General features: G+C 70.6%; 24 protein-coding genes. 15 read left to right on the top strand and 9 right to left on the bottom strand.

From position 1 onward, the window contains the following. Window positions 1-9: 9 nt before the first annotated feature. The 3 genes from OG331_RS11005 (at window position 10) to OG331_RS10995 (ending at window position 3,151) form a co-directional block, all read left to right on the top strand. Entirely contained in the window at window positions 10-1,035 is a 1,026-nt protein-coding gene (locus OG331_RS11005; protein WP_406194501.1) for a multicopper oxidase domain-containing protein, read from the top strand. A gap of 14 nt (window positions 1,036-1,049) precedes the next feature. Beyond that, window positions 1,050-2,003, top strand: a complete 954-nt coding sequence (locus OG331_RS11000) for an ornithine cyclodeaminase family protein (RefSeq protein WP_406194499.1) — start codon at window positions 1,050-1,052, stop codon at window positions 2,001-2,003. Between the two features lie 113 nt (window positions 2,004-2,116). Beyond that, window positions 2,117-3,151 carry a LacI family DNA-binding transcriptional regulator gene (locus OG331_RS10995; protein ID WP_406194497.1) on the top strand — a complete coding sequence of 345 codons (1,035 nt, stop codon included), beginning with the start codon at window positions 2,117-2,119 and terminating at the stop codon, window positions 3,149-3,151. A 189-nt stretch (window positions 3,152-3,340) separates the two neighbouring features. Here OG331_RS10995 and OG331_RS10990 read toward each other — a convergent pair whose 3' ends face one another. Further along, window positions 3,341-4,129: a VOC family protein gene (locus OG331_RS10990; protein ID WP_406209924.1), complete on the bottom strand. Its 789-nt coding sequence runs from the start codon at window positions 4,127-4,129 to the stop codon at window positions 3,341-3,343. A gap of 271 nt (window positions 4,130-4,400) precedes the next feature. Here OG331_RS10990 and OG331_RS10985 point away from each other — a divergent pair, with 271 nt between their 5' ends. Next, window positions 4,401-4,655, top strand: a complete 255-nt coding sequence (locus OG331_RS10985) for a WhiB family transcriptional regulator (RefSeq protein WP_328877953.1) — start codon at window positions 4,401-4,403, stop codon at window positions 4,653-4,655. A 236-nt stretch (window positions 4,656-4,891) separates the two neighbouring features. On the opposite strand, the gene OG331_RS10980 is transcribed toward OG331_RS10985, so the two are convergent. The 5 genes from OG331_RS10980 to OG331_RS10960 form a co-directional block, all read right to left on the bottom strand. Beyond that, window positions 4,892-5,866 (bottom strand): acyl-ACP desaturase, encoded by a 975-nt coding sequence (locus tag OG331_RS10980; RefSeq protein WP_406194495.1) that lies wholly within the window; start codon window positions 5,864-5,866, stop codon window positions 4,892-4,894. A 216-nt stretch (window positions 5,867-6,082) separates the two neighbouring features. Beyond that, window positions 6,083-6,859 (bottom strand): dimethylargininase, encoded by a 777-nt coding sequence (gene ddaH, locus OG331_RS10975; protein WP_406194493.1) that lies wholly within the window; start codon window positions 6,857-6,859, stop codon window positions 6,083-6,085. A gap of 101 nt (window positions 6,860-6,960) precedes the next feature. Next, window positions 6,961-9,216, bottom strand: a complete 2,256-nt coding sequence (locus OG331_RS10970) for an ATP-binding cassette domain-containing protein (protein ID WP_406209921.1) — start codon at window positions 9,214-9,216, stop codon at window positions 6,961-6,963. Between the two features lie 22 nt (window positions 9,217-9,238). Next, complete coding sequence (locus OG331_RS10965; RefSeq protein ID WP_406194491.1) at window positions 9,239-10,864, bottom strand: ABC-F family ATP-binding cassette domain-containing protein; 1,626 nt, start codon at window positions 10,862-10,864, stop codon at window positions 9,239-9,241. A gap of 315 nt (window positions 10,865-11,179) precedes the next feature. After that, complete coding sequence (locus OG331_RS10960) at window positions 11,180-11,596, bottom strand: SsgA family sporulation/cell division regulator (RefSeq protein ID WP_328877949.1); 417 nt, start codon at window positions 11,594-11,596, stop codon at window positions 11,180-11,182. A gap of 261 nt (window positions 11,597-11,857) precedes the next feature. Between OG331_RS10960 and OG331_RS10955 the strand changes: the two genes are divergently transcribed. Together OG331_RS10955 and OG331_RS10950 are read left to right on the top strand one after the other, a co-directional pair. After that, entirely contained in the window at window positions 11,858-12,961 is a 1,104-nt protein-coding gene (locus OG331_RS10955; protein WP_406194488.1) for a WD40/YVTN/BNR-like repeat-containing protein, read from the top strand. Between the two features lie 47 nt (window positions 12,962-13,008). Further along, on the top strand, window positions 13,009-13,335 hold the full coding sequence (locus tag OG331_RS10950; RefSeq protein ID WP_406194485.1) for a plasmid stabilization protein: 327 nt from the start codon (window positions 13,009-13,011) through the stop codon (window positions 13,333-13,335). Between the two features lie 3 nt (window positions 13,336-13,338). Here the strand turns inward: OG331_RS10950 and OG331_RS10945 are convergent, their stop codons facing one another. After that, window positions 13,339-13,635, bottom strand: coding sequence for a YciI family protein (locus OG331_RS10945; RefSeq protein WP_406194483.1), 297 nt, complete (start codon window positions 13,633-13,635; stop codon window positions 13,339-13,341). 62 nt (window positions 13,636-13,697) lie between these two features. Between OG331_RS10945 and OG331_RS10940 the strand changes: the two genes are divergently transcribed. Beyond that, window positions 13,698-14,396, top strand: coding sequence for an endonuclease V (locus OG331_RS10940; RefSeq protein WP_406194480.1), 699 nt, complete (start codon window positions 13,698-13,700; stop codon window positions 14,394-14,396). Between the two features lie 239 nt (window positions 14,397-14,635). Beyond that, entirely contained in the window at window positions 14,636-14,782 is a 147-nt protein-coding gene (mmpA, locus tag OG331_RS10935) for a morphogenic membrane protein MmpA (protein WP_406194478.1), read from the top strand. Window positions 14,783-14,811: 29 nt separating this feature from the next. Here the strand turns inward: mmpA and OG331_RS10930 are convergent, their stop codons facing one another. Next, the gene (locus OG331_RS10930; protein ID WP_406194476.1) at window positions 14,812-15,993 is read right to left on the bottom strand and encodes a saccharopine dehydrogenase family protein; all 1,182 of its coding nucleotides are present in this window, start codon (window positions 15,991-15,993) and stop codon (window positions 14,812-14,814) included. A 91-nt stretch (window positions 15,994-16,084) separates the two neighbouring features. Between OG331_RS10930 and OG331_RS10925 the strand changes: the two genes are divergently transcribed. From OG331_RS10925 to OG331_RS10900, 6 genes are all read left to right on the top strand, one after another. Continuing rightward, window positions 16,085-16,468 (top strand): MmcQ/YjbR family DNA-binding protein, encoded by a 384-nt coding sequence (locus OG331_RS10925; RefSeq protein WP_406194473.1) that lies wholly within the window; start codon window positions 16,085-16,087, stop codon window positions 16,466-16,468. 136 nt (window positions 16,469-16,604) lie between these two features. Then, complete coding sequence (locus OG331_RS10920) at window positions 16,605-17,771, top strand: CaiB/BaiF CoA transferase family protein (RefSeq protein WP_406194470.1); 1,167 nt, start codon at window positions 16,605-16,607, stop codon at window positions 17,769-17,771. Further along, window positions 17,768-18,910, top strand: coding sequence for an acyl-CoA dehydrogenase family protein (locus OG331_RS10915; RefSeq protein ID WP_406194468.1), 1,143 nt, complete (start codon window positions 17,768-17,770; stop codon window positions 18,908-18,910). Before OG331_RS10920 ends, OG331_RS10915 begins: the two co-directional genes overlap by 4 nt. 45 nt (window positions 18,911-18,955) lie before the next feature. Then, window positions 18,956-20,170, top strand: a complete 1,215-nt coding sequence (locus OG331_RS10910) for an acetyl-CoA C-acetyltransferase (RefSeq protein WP_406194465.1) — start codon at window positions 18,956-18,958, stop codon at window positions 20,168-20,170. Between the two features lie 34 nt (window positions 20,171-20,204). Then, the gene (locus OG331_RS10905; protein ID WP_406194463.1) at window positions 20,205-22,382 is read left to right on the top strand and encodes a 3-hydroxyacyl-CoA dehydrogenase NAD-binding domain-containing protein; all 2,178 of its coding nucleotides are present in this window, start codon (window positions 20,205-20,207) and stop codon (window positions 22,380-22,382) included. Between the two features lie 100 nt (window positions 22,383-22,482). Further along, the gene (locus OG331_RS10900) at window positions 22,483-23,154 is read left to right on the top strand and encodes an SDR family NAD(P)-dependent oxidoreductase (RefSeq protein ID WP_406194460.1); all 672 of its coding nucleotides are present in this window, start codon (window positions 22,483-22,485) and stop codon (window positions 23,152-23,154) included. Here the strand turns inward: OG331_RS10900 and OG331_RS10895 are convergent. Then, on the bottom strand, window positions 23,131-23,862 hold the full coding sequence (locus OG331_RS10895) for a MerR family transcriptional regulator (RefSeq protein WP_406194458.1): 732 nt from the start codon (window positions 23,860-23,862) through the stop codon (window positions 23,131-23,133). The two genes, OG331_RS10900 and OG331_RS10895, sit on opposite strands and share 24 nt — an antisense overlap. A gap of 230 nt (window positions 23,863-24,092) precedes the next feature. Between OG331_RS10895 and OG331_RS10890 the strand changes: the two genes are divergently transcribed. Further along, window positions 24,093-25,559, top strand: a complete 1,467-nt coding sequence (locus OG331_RS10890) for an amino acid permease (protein ID WP_406194456.1) — start codon at window positions 24,093-24,095, stop codon at window positions 25,557-25,559. Window positions 25,560-25,593: the final 34 nt, after the last annotated feature.

Genomic DNA, 25,593 nt, shown 5'->3' with positions numbered 1-25,593 from the left:
GAGTTCGGCATGAGCGAAGGCAGCTTCACCAGACGCGGCTTCGACAGGCGCACCTTCAACAGACGTGTCCTGCTCGGCGGCGCGACCGTCGCGACATCGTTGTCTCTCGGGCAGGTGCCCGAGGCCGCGAGCGCCGACGCGCCGGCGAAGACCGCCCCGGCCGGGGGCGAGGTCAGGCACCTCAAGCTGTACGCCGAGAAACTCGCCGACGGGCAGATGGGCTACGGCTTCGAGAAGGGCAAGGCGTCCATCCCCGGCCCGCTGATCGAGCTCAACGAGGGCGACACCGCGCACATCGAGTTCGAGAACACGATGGACGTACCGGTGAGCCTGCACGTCCACGGCCTCGACTACGAGATCACCAGCGACGGCACGAAGCTCAACAAGAGCGACGTCGAGCCCGGCGGCACCCGCACCTACACCTGGCGCACCCATGCCCCCGGCCGCCGCAAGGACGGCACCTGGCGGGCGGGCAGCGCAGGTTACTGGCACTACCACGACCACGTCGTCGGCACGGAGCACGGCACCGGCGGCATCCGCAAGGGCCTGTACGGGCCGGTGATCGTCCGGCGCAAGGGGGACATCCTCCCCGACGCGACCCACACGATCGTCTTCAACGACATGCTGATCAACAACAAGCCCGCGCACAGCGGCCCCAACTTCGAGGCCACGGTGGGCGATCGCGTCGAGTTCGTGATGATCACGCACGGCGAGTACTACCACACCTTCCACATGCACGGTCACCGCTGGGCGGACAACCGCACGGGCATGCTCACCGGCCCGGACGACCCCAGCCAGGTCATCGACAACAAGATCGTGGGCCCCGCCGACTCCTTCGGCTTCCAGGTGATCGCGGGGGAGGGGGTCGGCGCGGGCGCGTGGATGTACCACTGCCATGTGCAGAGCCACTCGGACATGGGGATGGTGGGACTGTTCCTGGTGAAGAAGACGGACGGGACGATCCCGGGGTACGACCCGCATGACCACGGTCATGAGCCGGCCGCCGGGTCCGCCGGGTCCGCGCACGAGCACTGACGCATCATGGACGGGTGACACTTGTCCTGACGCGTGGTGACCTGGAGTCCGTACTGGAGCCGGAGGCCTGTCTGGCCGTCCTGCGGGAGGGGTTCCGGACCGCGGACGCCGTGCCCGTCGCCGGGCAACGGGTGCGGACCGGCCTGCCGTTCCCCGGCACGGCCACCGCGCTGATCCCCGGCCTGCTGCCGGGCATCGAGGCGTACACGGTGAAGGTCAACGCCAAGTTCCCGGGCGCGCAACCGGCGTTGCGCGGAGTGATCTGCCTGCACAGCGGGCAGGACGGCGCGTTGCTCGCGCTGCTGGACTCGGCCACGGTGACGGCTTGGCGTACGGGGCTGGCGGCGGCGTTGGGCACCCATGTGCTGGCCGGCTCCGGCTCTGGCTCCGCCTCGGGAGAGGTCCTGGGCGTGATCGGCGCCGGGGCCCAGGCCGATTTGATGGTGCGGGGCCTGACGGTGCTGCGGCCGCACGGCGAACTCGTCGTCCATGACACGGACGCCGAACGGGCAGCCGAGTTCGCCGCACGGCACGGTGGCCGGGTGGCGGGCTCGGCGAAGGACGTCGCGACGGCAGCCGACACCGTACTGATGGCCACCTGGGCCCGGTCACCGCTGCTGCGGCTGGCGGACACACGGGAGGGGCAGCACTTCACGAGCCTCGGGGCCGACGAACCCGGCAAGGAGGAGCTGGCCGCGGATCTGCTGCGCGCGGCGCTGCTGGTCGTGGACCACCGCGAACTCGCCGCGAGCATGGGGGCCCTGGCGGCGGCCGGGCTTCCGGCGACGGCCGCCGATGCCACGCTGGGGGACGTACTGCGAAGCGAGCATCCGGGACGCGCGAGCGCCGGGAGCCGTACCGTCTACGCTCCGGTCGGGCTGCCCTGGCAGGACCTGGCGTTGAGCTGGGTGGCGTATGAGGCGGCGCAGCGGGAGGGCATCGGACGGCGGGTGGATCTGCTGGCGTGAGTGCCTCGTGAGTGCGAGGAGTTCCACGATCGGCCCCGGTCGTCCGAGAGCGCTCTCACCTCCGCCGCAACCACGGCTATCCTGATCCGCAACCGCCGACGAGGAGCCCTGCAGTGACCGAAACCGCCCCACGTCCCACCCTGGAGGCCGTGGCCGCCCGGGCCGGGGTCTCGCGGGCCACCGTGTCCCGCGTCGTCAACGGCGGGGACGGGGTCCGGGAGCCGCTCGTGGAGCGGGTCCGCGCGGCGGTGGAGGAACTCGGGTACGTACCCAATCAGGCCGCCCGCAGCCTCGTGACCCGGCGCCATGACGCCATCGCCGTCGTCGTCGCCGAACCCGAGACCCGCGTCTTCGCCGACCCCTTCTTCGCGCTGCAACTGCGGGGCATCAGCAAGGAGCTGACGGCCCACGACAACCAGCTGGTGCTGCTCCTCACGGAGGGCCGCGACGACCACGCCCGCGTCGGCCGCTACCTGGCCGGCGGCCATGTCGACGGGGCGCTCGTCTTCTCGCTGCACCTCGACGACCCGCTGCCCGCACTGATTCAGCACGCCGGGATCCCCACCGTGTTCGGCGGACGGCCCGGGTGGAGCGGCGACCAGCGTGGCGTGGTGTACGTCGACACCGACAACCGCGGCGGCGCCCGTGACGCCGTGCGGCACCTCGTCGGCCTCGGCCGCACCCGCATCGCGCACATCACCGGCGCACTCGACCAGACGTCGGCGGTGGACCGGCTCGACGGATACCGGGACGTCATGGTCGACGCCGATCCACGGCTGATCGTCGAGGGCGACTTCACACCGGCCGGCGGCGAACGGGCGATGCGTGAACTGCTCGAACGCTGCCCCGACCTGGACGCCGTGTTCGCCGCGAACGACCTCACCGCGGCGGGTGCGTTGCGGGTGCTGCGCGAGTCGGGGCGGCGGGTGCCGGACGATGTCGCCGTGGTCGGGTTCGACGACATGCTGCCGGTGGCGGACCAGACCGAACCGCCGCTCACGACGGTCCGTCAGGACATAGAGGAGATGGGTCGGCTGATGGCCCGGATGCTGCTGCGCGGCCTCGACCGCCGCACCGGTGAGCAGGTGGGAGGCGCGCCGTCCAACGTCGTCCTGCCGACGACGCTGATCCGGCGCGCATCCGCCTAGGGCCTGTTGCGAAAGTGGCCTCTGCCGCGCGACGCCCGGCACGCGCTCTCGCCGCACCGCCCGAAAACCCGAGTACGCCCAGTACGAGGGCTTTCGGGCGGCACGCCGAGAGCATGCACCGGACGCCGCGCGGCCGCCCTGCGGGCGACGAGGCCACTTTCGCAACAGGCCCTGGGCGGCCGGGCGGACTCAGCTCGGCGCTGCGCTCTTGATCACCGCGAAGCGGGCGCCGTACGGGTCGGTGAGCTTGGCGATACGGCCGATGTCCGGCAGGTCGGTAGCCGGCATGCGGACGGTGCCGCCCAGTTCCTGCGCCCTGGCGACCGTGGCGTCCGTGTCGGTGACCTCGAAGTACGGCAGCCAGTACGCCGGGCCGTCCGCCTCCGCCGGGTCGTCGGCCTTGTCGACGACCCCGCCGAACATGGCGTCCTCCCCTTGGCCCGCGGGGCTGAACGTCGTGTAGGTGCCGCCGTAGTAGTCGAGGGCGAAGGTCTCCATGCCGAGCGTGGTGTTGTAGAAGCCCGCCGCGGCCGGTACGTCCGTGGTGTACAGCTCCAGCCAGCACAGTGTCCCGGGCTCGTTCATGACGTCGAGGCCCTTGTTGGTGCCGGGCTGCCAGAGGCCGAAGCCCACGCCTGCCTTGTCGGCGAGGATGGCCATGCGGCCCATGTCCAGCACGTCCATGGGCTGCACCAGCACCGCTCCGTGCGCCTGCTCGGCCGACTTGGCCGTGGCGTCCGCGTCCGGGGTCTGGAAGTACACCGTCCAGGACGGCGGGCCCTGCTCCTCGGTGGTCTGCATGCCGCCGGCCGTGGTCCTGCCGTCGAGCTGGAAGAGGCCGTAGCCGCCGGTCTCGGGCCCGCCCGGCTGGAACCGCCAGCCGAACAGGCCGCCGTAGAAGGAACCGGCGCCCTCGATGTCGGGGGTGCCGACGTCGATCCAGTTCGGCGCGCCGGTGACATAACGGGTGGTGAGCATCATGGCCCTCCTCGGAAGGGTCCCGTTGTCTGCTCTGCCGAGTCTTGCACCGCCCACTGACAATCGCTGCCGGAGCGCTGCCGTCGGTTCGAGTGACGGCTGCGGCTACCGCGGGTGACCAGGAGGGGTCTCTTGGTTTTCACCCGTTTCCGCGCGCGCCGCCGTGCATCGCCGCGCACGGAGGGAGACCATCGAGTCGGCCGGGGGCCTGCGGCGCGGCGTTGATCGGGCGTTGATCGAACGTTTTTCGCCGACCGGCACGATCCTGCGCATGCTCATCGACACCATCACAACGATCACCTCGCCCGACCTGGACTGGCAGCAGGAGGCGTTGTGCGCGCAGACCGGGGCGGACTTCTTCTTCCCCGAGCCGGGCAGCTCCGTACGCGAGGCGAAGCGGATCTGCGGCATGTGCCCGATCCGCTCCGCCTGCCTGGAGTGGGCCCTCGACAACGACGAACGCTTCGGCGTCTGGGGCGGCCTGTCGGAGAAGGAACGACTGGAACTCAGGCGTGCGTCACGCTGAGGGCGGTGTTCCCAACGGGCCGTCGGCCGGTGCGGCGGCGGTGCTCGGCGCGACGGACGACGCGTGTCGACCTGTCGGCCAGGGCATTGCCGCCGGCATCAAGCGCGGCCTGGAGGCGCTGAGCGCGCACATCCCGCCCAAGCGAGGGTGTCGCCGACCTGGCAGCTGGGCAGCGGGCACAGTGCGGCACCGCACCCGGCCCGCCGCCTCAGCCAGGTGGCCTCAGTCAGGTTCCGTCAGGCCCCGGCGCGAGCCGCCATGCGGGCCTTGCGGGCCGCCAGCTTCTCGTCGAACTTGAGGGCCTCCGCGTCCAGGCCGCCCATGTAGAGGCCCAGCTCCTCCTGGGCCTTCTGGCCCTCGGGGCCGAGGCCGTCGATCTCCATGATCTTCAGGAAGCGGAGGACGGGCTGGAGGACGTCGTCGTGGTGGATGCGCATGTTGTAGACCTCGCCGATGGCCATCTGCGCGGCGGCGCGCTCGAAGCCGGGCATGCCGTGGCCGGGCATGCGGAAGTTGACCACCACGTCCCGCACGGCCTGCATCGTGAGGTCGGGGGCGAGTTCGAACGCGGCCTTCAGCAGGTTCCGGTAGAAGATCATGTGCAGGTTCTCGTCGGTCGCGATGCGCGCCAGCATGCGGTCGCAGACCGGGTCACCCGACTGGTGGCCGGTGTTGCGGTGCGAGATGCGGGTCGCGAGCTCCTGGAAGGCGACGTAGGCGACCGAGTGCAGCATCGAGTGCCGGTTGTCCGACTCGAAGCCCTCGCTCATGTGCGACATCCGGAACTGCTCCAGCTGGTCCGGGTCCACCGCGCGCGAGGTGAGCAGGTAGTCGCGCATCACGATGCCGTGCCGCCCCTCCTCGGCGGTCCAGCGGTGCACCCAGGTCCCCCAGGCGCCGTCGCGGCCGAAGAGCGAGGCGATCTCGTGGTGGTAGCTGGGGAGGTTGTCCTCGGTGAGGAGGTTCACGACCAGGGCGATGCGGCCGATCTCGGTGACCTTGGACTGCTCCTTGTCCCAGGCATCGCCGTCCTCGAAGAAGCCGGGGAAGTTGCGCCCGTCGGTCCACGGCACGTACTCGTGCGGCATCCAGTCCTTGGCGACCTGCAGATGCCGGTTGAGTTCATTCTCGACAACTTCCTCCAACGCGTACAGCAGGCGGGCGTCGGTCCAGACGGCGGGGCTGCCAAGGTGAGGGGAAGTAATCGTCACGGGAACTCCAGGGGACGCACAACACAGGAAAGGTGGCCGGCGAGCGGTTGCCGGGAACCTACGGAATCGTAGGCTACGAAACCGTAGGTTACGTAGCCGTAGGTTAAGGGCGGCGTAAAGACCGCTGATCAGCCCGTTCCGTTGAGAGTTCACGGGTGTGCGAACAGCCCCGGGGCCCGCAGGTCCCGGGGCTGAACGAGTGCAGCACTCAGTCGGTCAGGCGTACAGATCCCGCATCCGTACCGAGAGACATGTCACACATCCTTCGAGCTTCTCGAACTCGCCGATATCGACCAGAACGGGCTCGTGGCCGAGGTCGGCGAGCAGTTCCGCCGTCTTCGGCGCACTGGCGGCCATCAGCAGCTTCTCGCCGCCGAGCAGCACCACGTGCGCCCCGGACTCCTCGGGCACCGGCAGGAAGCGAGGGAAGAGGGACGGCGCGTCCAGCTGTGGTATGCGGCCCAGAATCGTTCCGTCGGGCAGCGCCGTGATCGCCGACTTCAGGTGCAGCACTTTGCTCACCGGCACGGCGACGACGCGCGCTCCCAGCGGTTCGAACGCGGCCCGCAGCTGCTGGACGCCCGCCGCGTTGGTACGGCCGCCCCGGCCGACGTAGATCGTGTCGCCGACCTTCAGCACGTCGCCGCCGTCCAGCGTGCCCGGCTCCCAGATCCAGTTCACGGAGCAGCCGAGCGAGGCCACGGCCTCCTCGACGCCGAGGGTCTCGTCGCGCCGGGACTCGGCGCCGGGCCGGGTGATCAGCGCGACGTTCTTGTACATGACGACGGTGTCCTCGACGAACACCGAGTCGGGGCAGTCGTCGGCCGGGTCCACCTCGACCGTCTCCCAGCCGTGCGTGCGCAGGGCCTCTACGTACGCCTCCCACTGCTCGACCGCGAGATCGACGTCGACCTTCTCGCGCTCGACGTGCGTGACCAGCCCTTCGGCGAGGCGGGGGCCGGGGCGGCGGACGAGGGCCTTCTTGCTGGGCACGACGGGATCTCCGGATCGATGGCAGGGGTCGGCGCCCATGATGCATGGGGCACCGATCCGCCATGATGCAGGGCGCCCGGGCCCGCACAAAACCCCTGCGGTCAGGCTGTGGCCCTCCTGAGATGCTCCGCAGTGAAGGACCCGTGCGTTTTGCGGAGCTGCTGCGGGGTTCCCTCGAAGATCACCCGTCCACCGTCCCGGCCGCCGTCCGGACCCAGGTCGATGATCCAGTCGGCGTGCGCCACGACATCCAGGTTGTGCTCGACGACCACCACCGTGTTGCCCGTGTCGACCAGCCGGTCCAGCAGGCCGAGCAGCCCGTCGACATCCGACATGTGCAGTCCGGTCGTCGGCTCGTCGAGGACGTACACCGCCCCGGTGCGGTGCAACCGTGTCGCCAGCTTGATGCGCTGCCGCTCGCCGCCGGACAGCGTGGACAGCGGCTGGCCGAGCGTGAGGTACGTCAGCCCCACGTCCCGCAACGCCCGCAGCCGGCGCCGTACGCCCGAGTCCTGGAAGAACTCCAGTGCCTGGTCGGCCGTCATCCCCAGCACATCAGCGATCGAGTTGCCGTCGACGGTCAGCCGCAGCACCTCGTCCTTGAAGCGCCGCCCGTCGCAGTCGTGGCACGTCGTCGTCACCGGGTCCATGAAGGCGAGGTCGGTGTAGATGATCCCGCGGCCTTCACAGGTGCCGCACGCGCCGGTCGAGTTGAAGCTGAAGAACCCCGGCTCGGCGCCCGTCTCGCGCGCGAAGATCTTCCGTACGGTGTCCATGATTCCCAGATACGTCGCCGGCGTCGACCGCGCGGAGATCCCGATCGACGACTGGTCCACGACTACGGCGTCGGCGTGCGCGTCGGTGAACTCCGCGGCCAGCGTGCTCTTTCCCGACCCGGCGACCCCGGTCACCACGGTGAGCACCCCGGTCGGGAACCCCACCGTCACGTCTCGCAGATTGTGCCGGCCGGCGCCCTTCACCCAGAGCCCGCCGTCCGCCGTACGTACGTCCTCCTTGATCGCGGTACGGCGGCCCAGGCACCGCCCTGTCACCGTGCCCGCCCCGGCCAGTTCGCCCGGTGTCCCCTCGAACACGACCTCTCCGCCGCCCGCGCCGGCCGCCGGCCCCATGTCGACGACGTGGTCGGCGAGCGCGATGACGTCCCGGTCGTGCTCGACGACCAGCACGGTGTTGCCCTTGTCGCGCAGCCGCAGCAGCAGATCACCGAGGCGGCCGACGTCACGCGGGTGCAGTCCGACGCTGGGCTCGTCGAAGATGTACGTCATGCCGGTGAGGCTGGAGCCCAGGTGCCGTACGGTCTTCAGGCGCTGTCCCTCGCCGCCGGAGAGCGTGGACGTCTCGCGGTCGAGGCTGAGGTAGCCGAGGCCGATGGCGTCGATGCGTTCGAGGGCGGTGACGGCGGCCCGGGCGATCGGTCCGGCGACCGGGTCGTCGATGTCCTTCAGCGCCGGGATCAGGTCGCTGACCTGCATGCGCGCGCACTCGGCGATGTTCATGCCGTTGATCCGGGTCGCGAGCGCCGCCGTGTTCAGGCGGGCCCCGTCGCATACCGGGCAGGTGCCCTCCGCCAGGAACTCGCGCACCAGGTCGCGGGTCTTCTGGCTCATCGCCGACAGGTCCCGCTTCAGATACAGCCGCTCGAAGCGGGTGGCCAGCCCCTCGTAGTCGGTGGTCCAGGTGCCGCCCGTGCCGTTGACGGTGACCTTGCTGCCCGGGCGGCCGTGCATCAGGAACTCCCGCTCGGCGACGGTGAAGCGGCTGACGGGCTTGTGCGGGTCGAGTTCGGCGCTGTTGGTGTACGCCTGCCCCTGCCAGGTGCCCGCCGCGAACGGCGGGAAGCGGACCGCTCCGTCGGCCAGCGAGCGGTCCGGATCGAGGATGCGGTCCCAGTCCGGCCGTACGGTCCGGCCCAGGCCGTCGCACTCGGGGCACATGCCCGAGGGGTCGTTGAACGAGTACGCGGTCGCCGGACCGGCGCTCGGCGTGCCGTGCCGGGAGAACAGCACCCGGATCACCGAGTAGATGTCCGTCATCGTGCCGACCGTGGACCGGGAGTGGCCCCCGATCGGCCGCTGGTCGACGACGATCGCGGGCGAGAGGTCCTCCAGTGCCTCCGCGTGCGGCCGCTCGTACTTGGGCAGCCGGTTGCGCACGAACCAGGTGAAGGTCTCGTTCAGCTGGCGCTGCGACTCGACCGCGATCGTGTCGAAGACGATCGACGACTTCCCCGATCCCGAAACGCCGGTGAACACGGTCAGCCGGCCTTTCGGGATGCGGAGAGCGACGTCCTTGAGGTTGTTCTCCCTTGCTCCGGTGATGGTGATGAAATCGGGCATGAAGTCGGCCATGCAGTCGAAGCTAGGCGGGATACCCGACAGCTTCTGGCGTGATTTCCTTCAGTTCTCCGTCCTCCACCATCAGCCAGCGCGTGATGCCGATCGACTCCAGGAACGGCAGGTCGTGACTGGCCACGATCAGCGCCCCCTCGTACGACTCCAGGGCCGAGGTGAGCTGTCGAACGCTCGCCATGTCCAGGTTGTTCGTCGGCTCGTCCAGCATCAGCAGCTGCGGCGCGGGCTCCGCGAGCATCAGAGCGGCCAGGGTCGCCCGGAAGCGTTCGCCGCCGGACAGCGTCGCCGCCTTCTGGTCGGCCCGGGCGCCCCGGAACAGGAAGCGGGCCAGCCGCGCCCGGACCCGGTTGTTGGTGGCCGCCGGCGCGAACCGGGCCACGTTCTCGGCGACGCTCAGCCGGCCGTCCAGCACGTCGAGCCGCTGCGGCAGGAACCGCAGGGGCACATGGGCCTGCACCTCGCCGGAGACGGGCTCCAGCTCCCCGGCGATCGTCCGCAGCAGCGTCGTCTTGCCCGAGCCGTTGCGCCCGATCAGCGCGATCCGCTCCGGTCCGCGCAGATCGAAGCCACCGGCCACGCGCGCGCCGTACACGAGCTCCAGGTCCATCAGCGTGAGCACGGTGCGGCCCGGCGGTACGGCCGTGTACGGCAGGTCGACGCGGATCTCGTCGTCGTCCCGTACGGCGTCCACCGCGTCGTCGAGCCGCTCCTTCGCCTCGGCGAGCTTCTCCTCGTGCATGATGCGGTGCTTGCCGGCGGACTCCTGCGCCGCCCGCTTGCGTGCCCCCATGACGATCTTCGGCTCGCGCTTCTGGTCCCACATCTTCTGTCCGTACCGCCTGCGCCGAGCCAGCTTGACCTGAGCGTCCACGAGTTCGCGCTTCTGCTTCTTCAGGTCGGCCTCGGCGACGCGCACCATGCGCTCGGCCGCCTCCTGTTCGGTGGCGAGCGCCTCCTCGTACGCCGAGTAGTTGCCGCCGAACCAGGTGACCTCGCCGGAGCGCAGATCGGCGATCTGGTCGACGAGTTCCAGGAGTTCGCGGTCGTGGCTGACGACCACCATCACTCCCGGCCAGGACGCGACGGCCGCGTACAGCCGCCTGCGCGCGTACAGGTCGAGGTTGTTGGTGGGCTCGTCCAGCAGCAGGACGTCCGGGCGGCGCAGCAGCAGTGCGGCCAGCCGCAGCAGCACCGACTCGCCGCCCGACACCTCGCCGATCGTGCGGTCCAACTCGATGTGTCCGAGCCCGAGTTCGCCGAGGGTGGCGAGGGCGCGCTCCTCGACGTCCCAGTCGTCGCCGACGGTCTCGAAGTGCTGCTCGGCCACGTCGCCCGCCTCGATGGCGTGCAGTGCGGCCCGCCGGTCCGCGATGCCGAGGGCCTCGTCGACCTTCAGGCCGGTGTCGAGGGTGACGTTCTGCGGGAGATAGCCGACCTCGCCGGCAACGCGTACAGCGCCGTCGGCCGGGATGAGCTCGCCGGCGATCAGCTTCAACAGGGTTGATTTCCCTGATCCGTTGATGCCGACGAGCCCGGTCCGGCCGGGGCCGAACGCGACGTCGAGGCCCTCGAAGACGGGGCTGCCGTCGGGCCAGGTGAAGGCAAGGGACGTACAGGTGATGGAAGTAGACATACGGGCCTCCGCGGATGCTCGAAGCGATCAAGGGCAAACGCGTTTCGAGACACCGGCGACCGACGGGGAGGCCTCGGGAGGGTATGAGAAAAGCCCTGTTCCGGAGGACGGCTCGAATGCCGAGGTCGCACGCTGCGCACACACACTTCAGGTGTGTGACGCGGTGTCTCAGGACCTCAGACGAGCAACGTCCTTCTCCAATCGACGGCAACAGGACCGTTGTAAACCGTAGGAGGGGACAGGGAGGGTGTCAACGCAATTAACGCGCCGCAGGCCAGGCGGCGCGTTCGGAGTGGTACGCCCGGGGGGTGCGCCTCAGCAGGCGTCCCGCATCAGCTCCGCCAGGTCGTGGTCCAGGTCCAGCTGGAGGTGCTCCAGACCGAGCGGCACCAGTTCGCTCGTGGACTGCAGGAAGCGGCGTATCTCGCCGGAGCGGATGTGCACGACGGCGGTGCCCTCGGGGGCGTGGAACTCCAGGACCGTACGGTCGTAGCCGTACGGCCGCACGCGGACGTCGCCGTGGCCCTCGGGTGCCTCCAGGCCGGCCACGAGCAGCTCGCGGCTGAAGGTCCAGCAGACCTCCACGCCCTCCAGCGTGGCCGGGGCCGGGAAGGTCATGCGCACGGCGAACGGGTCGCTGCGGTCGTAGTGAAGGGTGGCCGGAATGCTCGGCATCCGCGGCGCGGCGGCGACGAGACGGGCCTCGACGGGCTGCTCGATTACGGTGGACAACGCCTTGCTCCCTTGTGACGGCTGGACGAACATCCGGGCGGACGCGACGGGCACTGGTAGAGACGACAGAATCAGCCAATCCGTGCACACGAATGTCGAGTGACCTCTGTCACCGCCTTCATGCGCGGGAGTGGTGCGTTCGCCCTGCAGTGCCGGGAAAGTCACCTGTGGTCGTGTGTCGTCGTCTGCTCGTGTCCGTGGTCCATGTGGTGGGCGTGGCCATCTGGACGGCGCCGTGGCGGTCGGCTAGCTTCGCCCGCCATGAGGCGTTCGGGGAGCACGCGACGGGTTGGGCGTACGTTTCGGACAGTGGCCGCGGGGGTGGCCTGCGGGGCCGCGCTGGCAGCGCTGACGGCCGTACCGGCACAGGCGCACGGGCCGCAGAGCCGGGCGCCGCACTGGGAGGCCAAGGACAGCGGTACGCCCGAGGTGCGTTTCCGGGGGCTGTCCGCCGTCAGCCGGAACACCGCGTGGCTGGCCGGAACCGGGGGCACCGTTCTGCGCACCGGCGACGGCGGCGCGAGCTGGCGGAACGTCTCGCCGCCCGGCGCCGCCGAGTTGCAGTTCCGGGACATCGAGGCGTTCGACGCGCGCCGCGCGGTGGTGCTGGCCATCGGGGAGGGCGAGGCGTCCCGCGTGTACCGCACGGACGACGGTGGCGCGACCTGGACCGAGTCCTTCCGCAACACCGACGCGCGGGCCTTCTACGACTGCATGACCTTCTTCGACCGCCGCCACGGCCTGGCGATGAGCGACCCGGTGGACGGCAGGTTCCGCATCCTGTCGACCAGCGACGGCGGCCGCTCATGGAAGGTGCTGCCCAGTGCCGGTATGCCCGCGGCCCAGGAGGGCGAGGCCGGCTTCGCGGCGAGCGGGCAGTGCCTGGTGAGTTCCGGGCCGAAGGACGTCTGGCTGGCCACCGGCGGGGCCGCACACGCGCGTGTGCTGCACTCCCGCGACCGGGGGCTGACCTGGACGGCCGCCGACTCGCCGATCCCGGCGGGCGATCCGGCGCGCGGCGTCTTCGCCCTCGCCTTCCGCGACCGCGCGCACGGCCTCGCGGTCGGCGGCGACTACCGCCCCGAGCAGGCGTCTCCGCAGGCCGCCGCCCGCACCGGCGACGGGGGCGCCGGCTGGCAGCCCGCCGCGTTGCCGGTGCAGGCCTACCGCTCCGGCGTGGCCTGGCTCCCGCACAGCCGCAGCGCCGCCCTCGCGGTCGGCCCCACCGGCACCGACCTGACGACCGACGGCGGGCGCACCTGGCGGACCGTCGACACCGGGTCGTACGACACCGTGGACTGCACGCCGGACCTGGGGTGCTGGGCGGCGGGGGAGAAGGGCCGGGTCGCGCGGCTGGAGAGCTGACGGCGGAATGTGGGTACTCGGGCGCGAAGTGCGAGAGGAGTGCCCCCATGCCACGCGGTTCGAGCCCCAAGCGGGAACGTCAGTACGAGCACATCAAGCAGAGCGCCCAGGACCGGGGCGAGAGCGCCGGGCGAGCCGAGGAGATCGCGGCGCGGACGGTGAACAAGGAGCGCGCCCGGTCCGGCGAGTCGAAGACCGCCAGCCGCACGTCGACCCAGGACATGTCCTCCGGCAGGCGGGGTGGGCAGCGGTCGGGCAAGGGCTCCCAGGGGCCCACCTACGACCAGCTCTACGAGGAGGCCAAGCAGCGCAACATCCGGGGCCGTTCGGACATGAACAAGACCCAGCTCAAGCAGGCGCTGGGCAACAAGTGAGGCTCAGTCCGGCGTCTCGCGGTACCGCTCGAGTTCCGGCGCCGTCTTGGTCGCGTAGAACTCGGTGATGCGGTAGGCGCAGACTCCGGCCGCGACGAACGGGTCGGTCGAGGCGATCTCCTCGATTCGGGCCCGGTCCCCCGCGACGGCGAGGATCACCCCGCCGTCGCGGGGGTTCTTGCGCCCGGACGCCAGGAAGTGGCCCCTCGCGTACTGCTCGTCGAGCCACGCCACATGGGCCTCCAGCACGGCGTCGACGGCCTCGATCGGTGCGGTGTACGTCAGCTCCAGCACGAACATGATCGTGAGCCTACCCCTGGGCCCACGGCGGCCGGCCCCCTCGCCGTACGCTCGTGCCCACCATGACGACCGTACGCATTCCCGCGGGCTGGCCCGCGACCGAGGCAGAGGCCCGCGCCGTCCAGGACGAGCTGCGCGAAAGGGTGGTGCTCGACGAGCCGGGGCCACCGCCCGGCTCCGGGCATGTGACCGGCGTCGACGTGGCCTACGACGACGAGCGGGACGTGGTGGCGGCAGCGGCGGTCGTGCTGGACGCGGCAACCCTGGACGTCGTCGCCGAGTCCACGGCCATCGGCAGGATCTCCTTCCCGTACGTCCCCGGCCTGCTCGCCTTCCGCGAGATCCCCACGGTGCTGGCCGCCCTCGACGCCCTGCCCTGCCCGCCCGGCCTCGTCGTCTGCGACGGCTACGGCCTAGCCCACCCCCGCCGCTTCGGCCTCGCCTGCCACCTCGGCGTCCTCACCGGCCTGCCCACGATCGGCGTCGCGAAGAACCCGTTCACCTTCACCTACGACGACCCCGCCCCCACACGCGGATCGTCCGCGCCCCTCCTTGCCGGCGACGAGGAGGTCGGCCGAGCCCTCCGCACCCGGGACACCGTCAAGCCGGTCTTCGTCTCGGTCGGCCACCGCGTCACCCTCCCCAACGCCTGCGCCCACACCCTCGCACTGACCCCGGAGTACCGCTTGCCGGAGACGACGCGCAGGGCGGATGCGTTGTGTCGACGGGTGTTGAAGGAGGTGAGCGGTACGAGGGCTTAGGCCAAGGTGCTCGCGGCAGCGGCGCGCATTTCAGCCCGTCCGGCGTTTGAGGACGAGGCCGTTCAGGCCGAAGCGGGGGTGTGGGGGCGGCAGCCCCCAGGTACGGGGCGGGTAGGGGCGGCGGGGGCGAAAAAAACCTCCGGCCCGTACCTGACGACGACCGGGCAGGTGGGCTGAGTACCTCGTCTGAGTACCCGTACGGATGTCAGCCCCTTGGGGTGGTCGGCAGGCTGAGCCGCATGGCAACACACCGCTCCCCCAAGCCCCTCGCCGACCCCGACCGCCCCGTCGAGCGGGCCGTGACGGCCGCGCTGGTACTCGCCACGTTGGCCGGGCTCGGCTGGATCATCGGGATGATCTACACGATCGCGGGGTGGCCGCTCTAGGGGTGGGGGGGGACGGTTGCAGGATCGGTTCAGCGGGTGGCGGCCACCCGGAAGGTGATCCCCGCCGACCGCAGCCGCTCGATCAGGGCGTCTCCCATCGCCACGGCTGTCGTGACCTGCCCGGCCGTCGGCGGCAGATCGTCGAACGCGAGGGACAGGGCCCCCTCCGCGAACATCTTCGCCGTCTCCCCGTACCCCGGGTCCCCGCCCGACACCTCGGTGAAGACCCGCCGGCCGCCGCCCTCTCCCACGAAGCGAACGGAGAACCAGCTCTTCGCCCGCTTCTCCGGGCCGGGCCCCTCGCCCGGCTTGAGCCGGTCGGACAACCAGCGCCGGGCGGGCGGCAGTTGGGCGGCAGTGAAGAGCCCGCCCATCGCCGCGACACCGCCGAGCGCGATCGGCAGATGCCGTACGGCGGCGTAGTGGCGGTAGCGGAAGTCGGGGCCGTAGCGATCGAGGGCCCGCGCGGACCGCTTGACGACCTGCGGGTCGATCGTCGGCAGCGGCACCGCCCACGCGCCGACCTCCTTGGCGAACCGGGGCGCGCCCGTCGGAGCCTGGGCCCGACGCCCCATCAGCCGCGGCTCGTGCCGGGCACGATCACGCGCGGCGGCCAGCATCTGACGCCCGCGCGCGAACTGGTTGAGCGCGGAGGCGAACGTGCCGCCCGAGAAGGTCGCATCGACGGTCACGAACCCGTCCACCGCCAGCGGCACGCCCTCCGGCAGTTGCTGGACGGTGAAGTACGCGCCCAGGTCGTGCGGGACGGAGTCGAAACCGCAGGCGTGCACCAGCCGCGCACCCGTCTCACGCGCGCGTGCGTCGTGCCGGACGTACGTCCGGTCCACGAACTCCGGCTCACCGGACAGATCGAGATAGTCGGCGCCGGTGTCCGCGCAGGCCGCCACGAGGTCCTCGCCGTACGTCACATAGGGGCCCACCGTCGTGGCCACCACGCGCGCCCTTTCGGCAAGACTGCGCATCGAGGCCGGATCGGAGACGTCCGCCTCCAGCAGCCCGACCCCCTTGCCGCCGTCCGGCAGCCGGTCGCGCAGCCGCTCCAGCTTCTCCTTGCTGCGACCGGCGATCGCCCAGCGCAGCCCCTCGGGCGCATGCGCGGCCAGGTACTCCGCGGTGAGAATCCCGACGAATCCCGTCGCTCCGAAGAGCACGATGTCGTACGGGCGATCCGTCCTGTCCAGCCTGGTCATGACACCCCTCGGTCTCGCAGCACGCGCCGTTGTCGGTGGCCGAGGCTAGCGTGAGGGGTGCGGAGCCCGACGACGAGCCCGGAGGTTAGCGGTGGCCGTTCCCAGGACTGCCCTGAAGAAGTGGGAAAAAGTACGCGAGTTCGCCCTCGGGATGCCGGGCGCCGTCGAGGAGTTCCCGTGGGGCGAAACGGTCGCGAAGGTCAACAAGAAGGTGTTCGTCTTCCTCGGCGTCGCCGACGGCAGCTATCCGATGGGCGTCACCGTGAAGCTCAAGGACGAGTCGGCCCACGCCCACGCCCTGACCTGCCCGGGTGCCGAGCCCACCGGCTACGGCCTGGGCAAGTCGGGCTGGGTGAGCATCCCGCTGGAGCAGAAGGGTGCCCCGGCGGCGGAGCTGCTGTGCGACTGGGTGGAGGAGAGCTACCGGGTGATCGCGCCGAAACGGCTGATAGCGGAGCTGGACGGGCGCGACTGACGCGATAGGACGGTGACCGGCAGGGTGACCGGCCGGTAAATTGGCTAAGCGCTTGCTCGTCAGGTCTTGTGTCCGCTGGAACACGTTCTTAGCATCACTGGTGTTACATCAGTTGTGTCACGCCAATGGGGGCAGGATGACAACGGCACCGACGCCCGGGCACGGCCCGCTCACCGGCGTACGCGTGGTCGAGCTGGCCGGCATCGGGCCCGGCCCCTTTGCCGCCATGCTCCTGGCCGACCTGGGCGCCGACGTCGTCCGCGTGGACCGGCCCGGCGGCACGGGACTCGCGATCAACACCGAGTACGACATCACCAACCGCAACAAGCGCTCCGTGATCGTCGACCTGAAGTCCGCAGACGGTGCGGCGCGCGTCCTCGACCTGGCCGCCCGCGCCGACATCCTGATCGAGGGCAACCGCCCCGGCGTCGCCGAGCGCCTCGGCGTCGGCCCCGACGCCTGCCACGCCCGCAACCCCCGCCTCGTCTACGGCCGCATGACCGGCTGGGGGCAGGAGGGGCCGCTCGCCCAGCGCGCCGGCCACGACATCGCGTACATCGCGCTCACCGGCACCCTCGGCATGATCGGCAGCCCCGACGAACCCCCGGCGGTCCCCGCCAACCTGGTCGGCGACTACGCCGGCGGCTCTCTCTACCTCGTCGTCGGCGTCCTCGCCGCCCTCCACCACGCGCGCGCGACCGGCACCGGCCAGGTCGTCGACGCCGCCATCGTCGACGGCACCTCCCACCTCGCCGCGATGATCCACGGCATGCTCGCCGCCGGCGGCTGGCAGGACCGGCGCGGCGCGAACCTCCTGGACGGCGGCTGCCCGTACTACGGCACCTACGAGACCGCCGACGGGCGGTACATGGCCGTCGGCGCGCTGGAGCCGCAGTTCTACGACGAGTTCGTGACGCTTCTGGAGATCCCCGAACACGCCGGCGCGCGCAAGGACTGGGCCCGCTGGGGCGAGCTGCGCGAGGCGGTCGCGGCGCGCTTCAAGGCCCGAACGCGGGACGAGTGGACGGCCGTGTTCGAAGGGACCGACGCCTGCGTGGCGCCCGTACTGTCCCTGCACGAGGCCCCGCACCACCCGCACCTGGCGGCCCGCGGCACCTTCACCGACCACGGCGGCATCACCCAGCCCGCCCCCGCGCCCCGCTTCTCCGCGACGCCCACCGCCGTACGCACCGGACCCGCCCAGCCCGGCGCCGACACCGCGGACGTGGCACGCGACTGGGACGTACCCGACCTGACGAAGGGCCTCGATGTGGAGGACGCCGGTATGAAGGGCCACGAATGAAGCGGCAGATCTTCGCCCCCGAGCACGACGCGTTCCGCGCGACCGTGCGCAGCTTCCTGGCCAGGGAGGTGCTGCCGTACTACGAGCAGTGGGAGAAGGACGGCATCGTCTCCCGGGACGCCTGGCGCGCGGCCGGAAAACAGGGCCTGCTCGGCTTCGCCGTGCCCGAGGAGTACGGAGGCGGCGGCACCCCCGACTTCCGCTACAGCGCCGTCCTCGCCGAGGAGTTCACACGCGCGGGCGCCCCGGGCCTCGCGCTCGGCCTGCACAACGACATCATCGGCCCGTACCTCACCTCGCTCGCCACCGACGAGCAGAAGCGGCGCTGGCTGCCCGGCTTCTGCGACGGCACACTGATCACGGCCGTCGCCATGACCGAACCCGGCGCCGGCTCCGACCTCCAGGGCATCCGCACCCACGCCGAGGACCGCGGCGACCACTGGGTCCTCAACGGCTCCAAGACGTTCATCTCCAACGGCATCCTCGCCGACCTGGTGATCGTCGTCGCGAAGACGACCCCCGAGGGCGGCGCGCACGGGCTGTCGCTGCTCGTCGTCGAGCGCGGCATGGAGGGCTTCGAGCGCGGCCGCAATCTCGACAAGATCGGCCAGAAGGCGCAGGACACGGCCGAGCTGTTCTTCCACGACGTCCGCGTGCCCAAGGAGAACCTTCTCGGCGCCCTCGACGGCGCCTTCGTCCATCTGATGACGAACCTCGCGCAGGAGCGGCTGAGCATCGCGGTGTCCGCGATCGCCGCCGCCGAGCACCTGCTGGAGATCACCACCGATTACGTCAAGGAACGCGAGGCCTTCGGCCGGCCGCTGGCCACCAAGCAGCACGTCCGGTTCGAGATCGCCGAGATGGCCACCGAGTGTGCCGTCACCCGCACCTTCCTCGACCGCTGCATAGCGGACCACGACAACGGCGAGCTCGACGCCGTGCACGCCTCCATGGCCAAGTGGTGGGCGACCGAGCTGCAGAAGCGGGTCGCCGACCGCTGCCTGCAACTGCACGGCGGCTACGGCTACATGAGCGAATTCCCGGTCGCCCGGGCCTTCACCGACGGCCGTATCCAGACCATCTACGGCGGGACGACCGAGATCATGAAGGAGATCATCGGCCGTTCCCTGCTGGGCTAAGGCTCTTTCCTGCTCGGCTGACCCTCATCCCCGAAAGGCTTCCCAGTGAGCACCGAAGCGTACGTGTACGACGCGATCCGCACCCCGCGCGGCCGCGGCAAGGCGAACGGCGCCCTGCACGGCACCAAGCCGATCGACCTGGTCGTCGGCCTCATCCACGAGCTCCGCGACCGCTTCCCGACCCTGGACCCGGCCGCGATCGACGACATCGTGCTCGGCGTCGTCGGCCCGGTCGGCGACCAGGGCTCCGACATCGCCCGCATCGCCGCGATCGCCGCCGGGCTGCCGGACTCGGTCGCGGGCGTGCAGGAGAACCGCTTCTGTGCGTCGGGCCTGGAAGCGGTGAACATGGCTGCCGCCAAGGTCCGCTCGGGCTTCGAGGACCTCGTCCTCGCGGGCGGCGTCGAGTCCATGTCCCGGGTGCCGATGGCCTCGGACGGGGGCGCCTGGTTCAACGACCCGATGACCAACCTCGCCGTCAACTTCGTGCCGCAGGGCATCGGCGCCGACCTGATCGCCACCATCGAGGGCTTCTCGCGCCGCGACGTCGACGAGTACGCGGCGCTCTCCCAGGAGCGGGCGGCGACGGCCTGGAAGGAGGGCCGCTTCGACCGCTCCGTCGTCCCGGTGAAGGACCGCAGCGGCCTCGTCGTCCTCGACCACGACGAGCACATGCGCCCCGGTACCACCGCCGACTCCCTCGCCAAGCTGAAGGCGTCCTTCGCGGACATCGGCGACCTGGGCGGCTTCGACGCCGTCGCCCTGCAGAAGTACCACTGGGTCGAGAAGATCGACCACGTCCACCACGCGGGCAACTCCTCCGGCATCGTCGACGGCGCCGCGCTCGTCGCGATCGGCAACAAGGAGGTCGGCGAGCGATACGGTCTCACCCCGCGCGCCCGCATCGTCTCCGCCGCCGTCTCCGGCTCCGAGCCCACCATCATGCTCACCGGCCCCGCGCCCGCGACCCGCAAGGCGCTCGCCAAGGCCGGGCTGACCATCGACGACATCGACCTCGTCGAGATCAACGAGGCCTTCGCGGCCGTCGTCCTGCGCTTCGTGAAGGACATGGGCCTGTCCCTGGACAAGGTCAACGTCAACGGCGGCGCGATCGCGCTCGGCCACCCGCTCGGCGCGACCGGCGCGATCATCCTCGGCTCGCTCGTCGACGAACTGGAGCGCCAGGACAAGCGGTACGGCCTCGCCACGCTGTGCGTGGGCGGCGGTATGGGCATCGCCACGATCGTCGAGCGCATCTGACCCCCTCCCGACGGATCACACGGAGCACCTCCACATGAGCACTGAGTCCACCACCATCCGCTGGGAACAGGACCGCGCCGGCGTCGTCACGCTCGTCCTCGACGACCCCAACCAGTCCGCGAACACCATGAACCAGGCGTTCCGCGACTCCCTGGCCGTGATCACCGACCGGCTGGAGGCCGAGAAGGACACCATCCGCGGCGTCATCATCACCTCCGCCAAGAAGACCTTCTTCGCCGGCGGCGACCTGCGCGACCTGATCCGGGTCACCCCGGACACCGCGCAGGACCTCTTCGAGGGCGGTATGGCGATCAAGCGCCAGCTGCGCCGCATCGAGACCCTGGGCAAGCCGGTCGTCGCCGCGATGAACGGCGCCGCCCTGGGCGGCGGTTACGAGATCGCGCTCGCCTGCCACCACCGCATCGCCCTCGACGCGCCCGGCTCCAAGATCGGCTGTCCCGAGGTCACCCTCGGCCTGCTCCCGGGCGGAGGCGGCGTCGTCCGTACCGTCCGCCTCCTCGGCATCGCCGACGCCCTGTTGAAGGTCCTCCTCCAGGGCACCCAGTACAACCCGCAGCGCGCCCTGCAGAACGGCCTGATCGACGACGTGGCCGCCACCCAGGAGGAACTGCTCGCCAAGGCCCGTGCCTTCATCGAGGCCCACCCCGAGTCGCAGCAGCCCTGGGACCGGCCGGGCTACAAGATCCCCGGCGGCACGCCCGCCAACCCCAAGTTCGCGGCGAACCTGCCCGCCTTCCCGGCCGGCCTGCGCAAGCAGACCAACGGCGCCCCGTACCCGGCCCCGCGCAACATCCTCGCGGCGGCTGTCGAGGGCTCCCAGGTCGACTTCGAGACCGCGCAGGTCATCGAGGCGCGCTACTTCGTGGAGCTGGCGGCGGGCCAGACGTCGAAGAACATGATCCAGGCGTTCTTCTTCGACCTCCAGGCCGTCAACTCCGGCGCCAACAGGCCGGCGGGCATCGAGCCCCGCAAGGTCCGCAAGGTCGCCGTGCTGGGCGCCGGGATGATGGGCGCGGGCATCGCCTACTCGTGCGCCCGCGCCGGCATCGAGGTGGTCCTGAAGGACGTGGCGCTGGAAGCCGCCGTCAAGGGCAAGGGCTACTCCGAGAAGCTGTGCGCCAAGGCGGTCTCCCGGGGCCGTACGACGCAGGAGAAGGCCGACGCGCTGCTGGCCCGCATCACGCCGACGGCCGACCCGCAGGACGTGGCCGGCTGCGACGCGGTCATCGAGGCCGTCTTCGAGAACCCCGAGCTCAAGCACAAGGTCTTCCAGGAGATCCAGGGCATCGTCGAGCCGGACGCGCTGCTGTGCTCCAACACCTCGACCCTGCCGATCACCGTGCTGGCCGAGGGAGTGGACCGTCAGGCCGACTTCGTCGGACTGCACTTCTTCTCGCCCGTCGACAAGATGCCGCTCGTCGAGATCATCAAGGGCGAGCGGACGGGGGACGAGGCGCTGGCCCGCGCCTTCGACCTGGTCCGGCAGATCAACAAGACGCCGATCGTCGTCAACGACTCCCGCGGCTTCTTCACCTCCCGCGTCATCGGTCACTTCATCAACGAGGGCGTGGCGATGGTCGGCGAGGGCATCGAGCCCGCGTCGGTGGAGCAGGCGGCGGCCCAGGCGGGCTACCCGGCCAAGGTCCTGTCCCTGATGGACGAGCTGACGCTCACCCTCCCGCGGAAGATCCGCAACGAGTCGAAGCGGGCCGTGGAGGAGGCGGGCGGCGTGTGGGCGTCCCACCCCGCGGAAGCCGTCATCGACCGCATGGTCGACGAGTTCGGCCGCGAGGGCCGCAGCGGGGGAGCGGGCTTCTACGACTACGACGCGGACGGCAAGCGGGCGGGCCTGTGGCCGGGCCTGCGCGAGCACTTCACCCGCGAGGGCGCGCAGATCCCGTTCCGGGACATGCAGGAACGCATGCTGTTCTCCGAGGCCCTGGACACGGTCCGGCTCCTGGAGGAAGGCGTCCTGACGTCGGTCGCCGACGCCAACATCGGCTCCATCTTCGGCATCGGCTTCCCCGGCTGGACCGGCGGCGTCCTGCAGTACATCAACGGCTACGAGGGCGGCGTCGCCGGTTTCACGTCCCGCGCGCGTGAGCTGGCGCAGCAGTACGGCGACCGGTTCACGCCGCCGGCGCTGCTGGTGGAGAAGGCGGAGAAGGGCGAGCGCTTCGGGGACGCGTGACGCCGGGGGCGGCGGGGAGTGCCTCGCCCCGCCGCCCCAAGGCCCGTTGGGGAGCACAGGCCCCCTTGCCCAGCTCCTGACGGCTCATCACACTCGCCTCATGGAGACGCGTACCGCCCTGGTGACCGGAGCGGCGCAGGGCCTCGGGCAGGAGTTCGCCGTCGCGCTCGCCGGGCGCGGCTACCGGGTCGCCGGTCTGGACCTCGTCCCGCAACCGGAGACCGCCGGAAAGGTCCTGGACTACGTGGAGTTGACGGCCGACGTCACCGACGAGGCTCAGGTGTGCCGGGGGCTGGAGCGCCTCATCGACCGGTTCGGCACGCTGCACGTCGTCGTCAACAGTGCCGACGTCCAGCCCGCGAAGCCCTTCGAGGAGACGTCGGTCGAGGAGTGGCGCCGGATCATGCGCGTCAACCTGGAGGCACCGTTCCTGGTGACCCGCGCCGCGCTGCCGTATCTGAAGGCGGCCGGCCGGGGCCGCGTCGTCAACATCGCCTCGGCGGCCGTGCTCACCGCCCCGCCCACCATGGTCCCGTACGTCGCCTCGAAGATGGGCCTGATCGGCTTCACACGCTCGCTCGCCGCCGCCCTCGCGCCGTACGACATCACCGTCAACGCGATCGCGCCCGGCATGGTCCGCGACCGGCAGGCGGTGCCGAGGGCGCAGACGCCGTCCGACCTGGTCTCGACGCTGCTGTACGTCGTCGACGAGGGCAGCGGCTTCCTGACCGGGCAGACTCTCGACGTGTCAGGCGGATCGGCCTTCATCTGAGACGCCGCCGAGCCAGTCGCGCAGCTCCTCGCGCAGAGACCGCTGAAAGGTCGTCAACAGGGCCTGCATCACCAGAGGTTGCATGTGCGCGGACAGCGACTTCACGTCCTGTGCCGCGCGTTCCGACACCTCCCCGCGGAAGAGCTGCGCCAACTCGTGCGCGGCGGCACGCGAATGCTCGATGAGAACCTTGCGCGCCGCGAGGATCGCCTCTTGCGACAGCGGTACGTCCAGCAGCCCGACCCCCAGCCGCAGCAGCCCGAGGTCGACGCGATAGCCGACACCGCCCGCGCCGCCGTCGTCCGGCTTCACCACACCCATCGCGGCCAGCCGCTCCACGTCGTCGTCGCCGAGCGCCCGCCCCGCCCGCCGCTCCAGCTCCGCCCGCGAGACCGTCTCCACCGCCTCCGGCGCCCACGAGGCCACCACGGCCCGGTGAATGGCGAGGTCATGGGCGTCCAGATCCGGCGGCAGCTGCTGCACATACCGCTCGATCGCCGCGAGCGTCATGCCCTGCTGCTGCAACTCCTCGATGAGCGCCAGCCGGGCCAGGTGCTCGCGCCCGTAGTGGCCCACCCTGCGCGGACCCAGCACCGGAGGCGGCAGCAGCCCTTTGGTTCCGTAGAACCGCACCGTGCGGACCGTCATGCCCGCCCGCGCGGCCAGCTCGTCGATCGTGAGGGTCGTCTCCTCGGTGCCGGTCGTCATGTGCAGCAGTATCGCTGTCTCACCGGTGCTGTGACACCTCCGGCGACGCATGGGTCGGGGCGACACTGCCGTGTGAGAAGTAACGCTGTGTGACGTGCGCCACCGCGTGAGCCGGGTTTTCTGGGGGAAGGTGAGCCCTTGGTCTGTGCACTTATCGAGGGCACAGGCCATACGTACGTCCGGCCGCCCGAGCGCAATCCGCTCGGGCGCACCAGAGATTGGTACCACCCGTGAGCAAGGACGCCGTGAATACGGCAGTGGCCGCACCCCGCACCGACGCGGCCCAGGTGCCCGCGGATGCGGGCGACGCCGGTTACAGCAAGGACCTCAAGGCCCGCCACGTCAACATGATCGCCATCGGCGGGGCCATCGGCACCGGCCTCTTCCTCGGCGCCGGCGGCCGTCTCCACAACGCGGGCCCGGCGCTGGCGATCGCCTACCTGGTCTGCGGCATCTTCGCCTTCTTCGTGGTGAGGGCCCTCGGCGAGCTCGTGCTCTACCGCCCCTCGTCCGGCTCCTTCGTGTCGTACGCGCGCGAGTTCCTCGGTGAGAAGGGCGCCTACGTCGCCGGCTGGATGTACTTCCTGAACTGGTCGACGACCGGCATCGCCGACATCACCGCGATCGCGCTCTACACGCACTACTGGAGTCTGTTCACCGACATCCCGCAGTGGGTGCTGGCCCTGATCGCCCTGGCGGTGGTCCTGGCGGTGAACCTGATCTCGGTGAAGATCTTCGGCGAGATGGAGTTCTGGTTCGCGATCATCAAGGTCGCCACGCTGGTGGCCTTCATGTTCGTCGGTATCTTCCTGCTGGCCACTCAGCAGGAGGTGGGCGGTACGACGCCCGGCCTGAGCGTGATCACCGACAACGGCGGCGTCTTCCCGCACGGCTTGATGCCCGTCGTCCTGGTCATGCAGGGCGTGATCTTCGCGTACGCCGCCCTGGAGCTGGTCGGTGTCGCGGCGGGCGAGACCGCCGAGCCGGAGAAGGTCGTCCCGCGCGCGGTGAACTCGATCATGTGGCGCGTCGGCGTCTTCTACGTCGGCTCGGTCGTCCTGCTGGCCCTCCTCCTGCCCGGCTCGGTGTACTCGGCCGACCAGAGCCCGTTCGTCACCGTGCTGTCGAAGATCGGCGTCCCGGCCGCGGGCGACGTGATGAACCTGGTGGTCCTGACGGCGGCGATGTCCTCCCTGAACTCCGGCCTCTACTCCACGGGCCGCATCCTGCGTTCCATGGCGATGGCGGGTTCGGCCCCGAAGTTCACGGCCCGCATGAACCGCAGCCAGGTGCCCTACGGCGGCATCCTGCTCACCTGCGCGGTGTGCGTCCTCGGCGTCGGCCTGAACTACCTCATGCCCAGCCAGGCCTTCGAGATCGTGCTGAACGTCGCCTCCCTCGGCATCATCTCGACCTGGGTGATCATCATGATCTGCCACCTGGTCTTCGTCCGCCGCGCCAAGGCGGGCCTGGTGGACCGACCGCACTTCCGCCTCCCCGGCAGCCCGGTCACGGAGATCGCCACGATCGTCTTCCTGCTCGCCTGCCTCGGCATGATGTGGAACGACCCCGAGGTCGGCCGCAAGACCCTCCTCCTCATCCCGGTGATCGCCGCGATGCTGGTCGCAGGCTGGTACGCGATCCGCCGCAGGGCGACCCGCGCGGAGGACCAGGAGCTGACCGAGCTCACGAAGTAATCCGAAGGCCGTTGTCAGAGGCGGCCTCTACGGT

The sequence above is a fragment of the Streptomyces sp. NBC_01017 genome, from assembly GCF_045162795.1.
In the GTDB taxonomy this organism is placed as follows: domain Bacteria; phylum Actinomycetota; class Actinomycetes; order Streptomycetales; family Streptomycetaceae; genus Streptomyces; species Streptomyces machairae.
Note: the sequence above shows the minus strand (reverse complement) of the source record. Positions and strands in the feature narration are given on the sequence as shown.